The following is a 7,689-nucleotide window of genomic DNA, read 5'->3' as shown; positions in this document are numbered from 1 at the left end:
CAAGAGAGGTTGCCGCGACGGTCACGGACAGGCTGATGGTCGTTTCATCCGCGAAATAAGACGTATGAAACGGCTGATCCTCTTGGGCATTTGACGCCGACACCAGCAAAGCCAGAACGACAAATGCGCATGTTATGCCAGTTCGCATTGCACACCCCTCCCATAGGCGACTTGGCCGCCTCATCCTATCACACCACAACTCCACTCGCAGCCGCCCGATTTCCTCAAACCCGCCTCGACAGGTCTGGCAGGGTATCTCGCCGCCAATGCTCCTCAATTGATGCCGTTCGCCCGCTGAAGCTCGCGCACATAGGCCACGATCGTAGCGACGTCGGCCCTCGTCAGACCCGGCTGAGGAGGCATGTTTCCGAATTTCCAGTGATGCGCGCGCACGCCGTTGGCGACGGCCATTTCAAAGGCGTAGTCTCCGTGGTGAGAAGGTTCGTATATCCGATGGATGAGCGGCGGGCCGGCATCGGTTCCGGCCGCGTTCTTGCCGTGGCACGCTGCACAGACGGCGTTGAAAGCTCGTTCTCCCATCTTTGCGGTGTCGGACAATGACGAAGGCACGACAACCGACAATGCCGTCCCCTGGCCCGATACTCCTCTTCTGGCTTCGTCTTCCGATCCGGTTCGATTCCAAAGCGCAAAGCCCGCAACCGCTGCCGCGGCGACGAGCAGAGCGAAGACGTTTCTCTTGTTCATTTGTGAATCCTTATGTCTTTAGGCCGCCGAACACCCTCTCTGCCGCCATCAACTGCCGAACCCGTCGGCATGAATGTGGTGGTGGGGCGGCGCGCGATGGCGATGTGGGGCCACGAAATTGTTTTCGTGGCCTCCGGCGTGTCAGCCGTTCGAGATGCGGCGTTGGTAGTCTGCCTCTCGCTGCGGCCAGGTACTCTTGATGTAGTCGAGGACAGCCTCGATCTCGGCGGAGGTCAGAGCCTCCCGAAAGCTGGGCATGTCACTCTCGTAGCCACCGCCAACCACCGCGGCGGTCCCATCGGTGATGATTGCGAGGAGCTGCCTGTCCGAATGATGCCAGGTGTGACCGGTCTCGTCATGCGGCGGCGCCGGAAGGCGGCCGCTCGTGCCCGGGCTGCGCCAGTCGGGCTGGCCTTCGAGTTTCGTGCCGTGACAGCTCGCACAGTTCGCTAGATAGACTGCCCGGCCAAGGGCGATGCGATCGCTCGCCTCCTGACCGGACCGTCCCTTTCCGACCAAGATCGCACCGGCCGCCGCCAGGAGAGTTGCGGCGACCGCGATCCAGAGCGGTTTCATGCAGCGATCCTGAACTCGGTCATCATCCCGGTGGCCAGATGCGGCATATGATGGCAATGCAACATCCAGCTCGCGGCCTCGCCGGCATCAAGGGCAACAGTGACCATCGACATCGGCGGTATGTACACGGTATCGCGGCGCGCACCTTCGAAGCGTCGCCTGTTGATGCCAACAACCTGGAATGCATGCCCATGCAGATGCATCGGGTGCCCCATCATCGACATATTGTGGAACATCAGTTCCACCCGATCGCCGCTCGTTGCGGCAACCGGCCGATGCTTGCCCCATGTTGCTCCGTCGATGGTCCAGACATAGGGCTGCATCGAGCCGCCGAGCATGATCATGTGGCTTCGATCCACCGGACGGGCGGCAAGCGTGTCGACAGCGACCAGCCGTGACTCCTGAGACAAGTCCGTGTCGAAGGCCGGGGCGTCATTCGCTGAAAGGGAATCGATCCTGTCGATCGTGGCGCCCGCGGGGGCGAGAATAATGCCGGTCCTTTCACGTTCGCCCTCCCTGAGCGCCAGAATCGGCCATGCGCGGGTCTCATTTGGAAGGTCGATCTCCAGGTCGAGACGCTGCCCCATGGCCAGCCCGAACCGCGAACCCGCGACCGGCTGGACCTCATGCCCGTCGACGGCGACGAGCCGGGCTTGTGCTTCGCCCGTGTCGATCCAGAAAACGGTGGCTGCGGCTGCGTTGATGACACGGAGGCGAACCCGGCCGCCGCGTTCGACCTGAACGACATCGGGATCGGACAGGGTTCGGTCATTGGCGAGATAGGCATCCCAGTCGTAGTCGTTGAGATCCATCGCCATGTTACCCATATCCATGGCCATCGAGCCCATTCCCCCGGCCTCGCCCTGGTTCATTCCAGGCATGCCGCCATGGTTCATGCCTTGCATCGCGCGTGACATGCCGGCAGCGCCATGTCCATCAGCGCTTGCGCTGGTGATCTCTTCCAGCACTTCTTCCGGTGTCTTGAACGCGAAGTCGTGCAGGAACAGGACGACTTCCTGCCGATCGGCGGATAGGTCTTCTGCCCTCCGGACGATCAGCGGCGCGGCGAGCAATCGCATTTCCTGGATCGGCACATGGCTGTGCATCCAGTGCGTTCCGGGCTGGGGCGCGAAATCGAAGCTGCGCGTTTCACTGGGCTGAAGAAGCGGCTGCGGCATATCCGGGACGCCGTCCTGAGCGTTCGGGGGAATCTGGCCGTGCCAATGAATGATCGTGGACTCGGCGAGATCGTTGGTCAGATCCACCCGAAATCGCTCGCCCGGATCGAGGAGCAGCCCCTGCCCGTTGGGACCAGCAAGTCCGAAAACGGTGGCCGGTCGATTGTCTATATCGAGCGTGCGGCTGGTGGCGGCCAGGCGGATCGCAGCCGCGTCCTGGCCGTAGGCCCTGATGGGGAAATGGGATGCAGCAAGCATGGCTGCGCTGGCGGCGAGGAAGCCGCGTCGTGAAAAGGTCGTCATATTCGTCACCTCGGGACGATCTGTCCCGCCTGAAAGGTCCAAATGGATCGCAGCGGGATCAGCCCCGCCGCAGGCTCAGAGGAGGCGCGATATAGGAGGGCGATCATTCCGGCCGGGAGCTGCCGCAACGAAGACGGCATCCGGCGGGAAGGGATATTTTTGCCGCGAGCTGATTTGCTTTGCCGAAGTACGCACAACCGGAAGCCAGGCCGATATTCCGGCGCAGGCGAAGGTGCACAATCCGGCATCTGCTTTGCAGGATTTCCCTTCGCTGCAAGCGGCCATCGAAGAAGAGGCTTGCTCCATGTGCTGCGTCAGCGCGGCGCGTTCCAACATCCCGGACATGCGGGTCTCGTGTGCTTGAACGGCAAAAGAAGCAGCGGCAAGCGAGATGGTTGTAACAATGATAAGCAACGCGCGAAGCATGGGCAAAGAATAGAGCCTCGCCGACCCTTTGTCCATTGATGAAGCCTGCATGCCGGCCGTCCTGCTCATAGGTTTGAGGCTTAGGTCGTGCGGGGCGGCGAAGCGCCGCCCCGACGTTGCATCACTGCGCCTGATAGGTGACGCCGTTCGGTCCCTTGCCGACAGCATATGTCTTGACCACGGACTGGCTGCCGACGTCGATCTGGGAAACGGTCCCGGCCACGATGTTGGTGACGAAGACAAAGGCTCCGTCGGCAACGACCGTCACGCCGTGAGCGCCCTTGTCCGTCTGGATGGTCTTCACGACATTCCCGCCTACGACATCGATAACCGAGACCGTCTCATCCGGCTCCGTTTCGGTTCCCTGGTTCGCGACGTAAACCAGCCGGCCATCAGGCGTGGCGTAAACCTGGATGGGCGAACGGCCGACATTGATGCGTGCGATCACCTCGCGCGACTGCGTGTCGATAACGGCGACCTTGTTTTCATCGCGCAGCGAGACATAGACCCGCTTTCCGTCAGGTGTGAAGCCGACCTGGACGGGCGCAACGCCTACCTTGATCCTGGCAACTTCCGAAAGCGCCGTTGTGTCGATAACCGAAACAGTACCGTCCTGGACATTCGCGACATAGATGGCGCTTCCATCCGGGCTCATCCGCAGGCCGTGGGGGTAGTCGCCGGTGCCGACCGTGGCGACGACCTCGCCCTTGGCAAGATCAACGACCGACAAGCTGTCGTCTTCGGAATTCGAGACGTAGGCGCGATTGCCTTGCGCGTCTGCGATCACATGCGCAGGATGCCCACCCACGGGGATCGACGCCTTCACGCCGGAGGAAATATCGGCCGCGTCGAGGACGATCAATTGGCCTGCGACAGCGGCATCACCATGTCCGTCGCCGCCATGGCCAGCCCCATTGGACGCATGAGCGTCTTCAGCTTTGCCGGCGACCGGCAGGCCCACCGCCAGCACCAAATCTTTTCCCGATACGAACTGCACGTTGTGGGGCGTGATCGGGACCGGAACGATGTCGATCTTTTCCGTGGCAAGGTCGATGCGGCTAACGGTGTTGCCAAATTCATCGGCCGTATAGACGAAGCCGGTTGCAGCAGGCTCCGCTCGGACGGTGGCGGCGAACGGAATAGCAAGCACCAGGGCCGATGCCGTCGCGAAGGCCAGCATGGCCGCACGTCTGCGAATCGCGGTTGCTGTCAGGACTGCCGCGGTGATGGAAATCGAACGGGTCGAGTGGGTCTTTAACATGGTATTCAGCTCCTCGGCTCGCAGCCTTGCGGGCTGCTCGAGCACATCTTGAGGTGAGTTTGAAAAGTGGCCCGGCGTGCGGATACCGAAGACTTCCTCGCGTGCCGCTGCCTACCGATTTCGGCAAGGTCCGTGCATGGCCCTTTCTGGCTCGCCGGCAGCCGACGATTGGAGGCTATGTCACGTCGGCGTCACGCAGAACGGCTCGTCTCCTCGGCCGTATCGTTGGGCGGCCTGGGACGCGCACGGTCGGAAGACTAAGGCATTGTGCCAGTCCTCGGGTCGGCTGGAGCACACGGACAGAACAGGCCGAAGGTGCTCAGATGACCAAGATGGATCGCGGAGGTCGCTTCTGACGACGCAACTCCGCGGATGAGGGCACGGGCGATGCAGCCGGCGAGACTGTCTCGGCGTTCAACGTGCGCCAGCTCCAGGCCGTGTTCAGCGGAGCGCAGAGGAAGCACCCGAGGCTCGACAGGCAGTGACCGCTGTCGCACGGGTGCTCGGCGCCGCGTTGGGTATCGTTGTCGCAGGGCATGCGCACGAGGAGGTCGGCACAATCCCCAGCTTGAGTCATGAGCGCCGGGATGCCCTCCCTTGAAGCAGCACGCGCTTGATGCCCGCCATCTGTGAGAAACGCCGTAAGCCCGAACGCGATGGCGAAGAAAAGGATAAACCCGCGCCGCAAGGCGGTCGCCCAATTATGCGACCTTCTGAACGCCTTGACCATTGTCACGCCGGCGGCCACCACGGCTCATCCTTCGGTTTGCTTGAATGTAGAAACTGGGGGCAAATCTAGCGCAGATCCAGAATGATCACTTTGCGCTGCATCAAACACGTAGGGATCAATGCTTGCGAGGCCGCTCACCGAAACGACCTGCGCGCCAATCTCCGCAAATGAGTGTGCTGCTCGCGCGGAGAAGCGCGCTCGACTAGATAGAATTTACCCGTGGGCTGACTGTCCGGCGCGCTATTTCGTGTTCCTGATCATTCGCCGCAGCACGTCGTCGCGACGCCAGAAGTGATGCCACAGAGCAGCGAGGGCGTGAGTGGTCGCAACGACCAGAAGCATCCAGCTCAGCAGGCTGTGCAGAGAAGCGATGCGGAACGTCACGTACATAGCGATCGTGCCTGTGATCGGCAGTGCGAGCAATAGGCCGTAGAGCACCGCATGAGTGACCCCTGCGATCATGCGCTCAAGCACCGACATGCCCTGGATCGGAGGTGGTCGGCCATATGTGAAGCGCAGAATAAGTTGACTGAGCGCCAGCGCCATAATCAGCCATCCGCTCCAGGCGTGAACCTGATGCAGGAAAAGGTCGAAGGGTTTAGGTTTCAAGAAAAGGTGCGCCATGTGCGTGCGTTGGATCGCCCAGGCCGTGGGGACCTGGATGATACACAGGATAAGGACCATCCAGTGCATCAAGCGCTGGTAGATCGAGAATGCGCCGGCCGAACGGTGCCGGCGTATCCAAATGGACAGCCGCCACGTCAACTTTCGACCTCGAAAAGGTCGCCTGCATGCGCGGCATAGTCCAGTGCGTAGCCAAGTTCACCAGCCGTCTCGGCGTGAACGTGCAAAAGCGGCTGGCCGCTGGCGATCTCGTCGCCGAGGCGGACGGCCATTTGGACGCCTGCCGCCTTCGACTCCGGCGCTCCGGCGAGCTTGGCGAGTCGGGCGATTTTGCGATTGTTGATATGGACGACGCGGCCGGCGCGCGACGCGATCAACGGATGAACCTGTGCGGCCTTCGGTGGCTCACGAAGTCCGCCTTGCGCCTCGCAGATCGCCATGAACTTCGACCAGGCACGACCGTCGACCAAGGTCGCCAACGCAAGCGCTTCACCTTTCCCCTTTGCGGCCTTTCCACCGATCTCAAGCGCGGCGCCCGCCAACAGGATCGCGCGGCGTCGCAGATCGTCCGGCGCATCCGGCGCGTTTTGAAGAACCGCCAGGACGTCGAAGGCTTCTAGACCTGGGCCGATGCCGCGCCCGACGGGTTGCGAACCGTCGGTCTGGACGCAGGTCAGGGCCAGATCGAAACGGGCAGCGACGGCGCTGAGGCGACTGGCGAGCTGATCGGCGGCCGCTTCGCTGCGCACCTTGGCGGTTGCCCCAACCGGGATGTCGATAACCACATGCGTCGAGCCAGCGGCGATTTTTTTTGAAAGGACGGAAGCGACAAGCTGTCCCTCGGTATCCACGTCGAGTTCGCGTTCGATCCGGACGAAAATGTCGTCGGCGGGGCTGAGATGCACCGCCCCGCCCCAGGCGATGCATCCGCCTTCTGCTTCCACGACGCGTCGAAGGGTTTCGATGCTGAGGTCGACAGGGGCAAGCGTTTCCATTGTGTCGGCGGTGCCGGCTGGCGAGGTAATCGCGCGCGAAGACGTCTTCGGCATGACAAGGCCATTGGCGGCCACGATCGCGACGACGATCGGCGTGGTTCGATTGCCCGGCAACCCGCCGACACAGTGCTTGTCCACAACGATCGGAGCATTCCAGCTCATCCGGTCGCCGACATCGACCATGGCGCGCGTGAGGTCAACAGTCTCGCTCTCGTCGAGAGGAAGCGCGGCACTGGCGGTCAGAAAGGCGGCGAGATGGACCTCGGTATAGCGGCCTGCGACCACGTCGCTCACGATTTCGGCAAAGGCGTGCGCGTCGAGGCGATTGCCATATATGCGACGGCGCACGCTCGTCAGAGACTCCACGGCCGGAGGATGGGTCACCGTCACATTGTCATTCTCGCTAACGCCGAGGATCTGCCAGGCTGTTTCAGAAAGACCGACTTCATCCTGAGCGAGCAATGCATCTCCTTCGACCTGAAAGAGCGTTGCCTGTACCTGTCTCGCGCCGATCGAGACGAGGACCTGGGTGCGCGCGGACAGACCCTCCGAGCGGCAGACATGGCAATCGGTGCGCATCACCACCACGGCCTGGTGCTGAGTGTGCAGCCGCAGGCGCCGCACGCGTAGCGTCGGCTGAGAAGGAACCTCGGGTTCGACGTTGTTGATCGTCATAGGTCGAAAGCCTGATTCTGGCGTGAGACGACTGCGTTCCATCCAAGCTCGCGGTCGATCCGCACGCGCAGCGCTTCGGAGGCATCGTCTTCACCATGCACGATGAACACGCGGGACGGCGGCCGACGGAAGCCGGACAGCCAGCGCATCAGCTCGTTTGCGTCGGCGTGCGCCGACAGCATGGACAGGTCCGCGACCTCTGCCCGAACCGGGATC

The 7,689-nt window shown here is 62.2% G+C and carries 8 protein-coding genes; all 8 read right to left on the bottom strand.

Features of this window, described 5'->3' with window-relative positions:
* Positions 1 to 273: 273 nt before the first annotated feature.
* On the bottom strand, positions 274 to 705 hold the full coding sequence (locus L0976_RS28280) for a cytochrome c (RefSeq protein ID WP_037094849.1): 432 nt from the start codon (positions 703 to 705) through the stop codon (positions 274 to 276).
* Positions 706 to 846: 141 nt separating this feature from the next.
* A complete protein-coding gene (locus L0976_RS28275; RefSeq protein WP_037094846.1) occupies positions 847 to 1,281 on the bottom strand; it encodes a cytochrome c in 435 nt (144 codons plus the stop codon).
* Positions 1,278 to 2,762 (bottom strand): multicopper oxidase family protein, encoded by a 1,485-nt coding sequence (locus L0976_RS28270; protein ID WP_037094843.1) that lies wholly within the window; start codon positions 2,760 to 2,762, stop codon positions 1,278 to 1,280. Before L0976_RS28270 ends, L0976_RS28275 begins: the two co-directional genes overlap by 4 nt.
* Positions 2,763 to 2,837: 75 nt before the next feature.
* A complete protein-coding gene (locus L0976_RS28265; protein ID WP_094542215.1) occupies positions 2,838 to 3,239 on the bottom strand; it encodes a hypothetical protein in 402 nt (133 codons plus the stop codon).
* A gap of 70 nt (positions 3,240 to 3,309) precedes the next feature.
* Entirely contained in the window at positions 3,310 to 4,449 is a 1,140-nt protein-coding gene (locus L0976_RS28260; protein ID WP_234190684.1) for a cytochrome D1 domain-containing protein, read from the bottom strand.
* Between the two features lie 970 nt (positions 4,450 to 5,419).
* On the bottom strand, positions 5,420 to 5,944 hold the full coding sequence (locus L0976_RS28255; protein ID WP_052114352.1) for a cytochrome b: 525 nt from the start codon (positions 5,942 to 5,944) through the stop codon (positions 5,420 to 5,422).
* Positions 5,941 to 7,473 (bottom strand): thymidine phosphorylase family protein, encoded by a 1,533-nt coding sequence (locus L0976_RS28250; protein WP_080843324.1) that lies wholly within the window; start codon positions 7,471 to 7,473, stop codon positions 5,941 to 5,943. Before L0976_RS28250 ends, L0976_RS28255 begins: the two co-directional genes overlap by 4 nt.
* Positions 7,470 to 7,689: MBL fold metallo-hydrolase RNA specificity domain-containing protein (locus L0976_RS28245; RefSeq protein WP_304951724.1), on the bottom strand; the 220-nt coding region annotated here is incomplete at its 5' end. The genes L0976_RS28245 and L0976_RS28250, both read right to left, overlap by 4 nt.

The organism is Shinella sp. NM-101, assembly GCF_021401195.1.
GTDB lineage: Bacteria > Pseudomonadota > Alphaproteobacteria > Rhizobiales > Rhizobiaceae > Shinella.
Note: the sequence above shows the minus strand (reverse complement) of the source record. Positions and strands in the feature narration are given on the sequence as shown.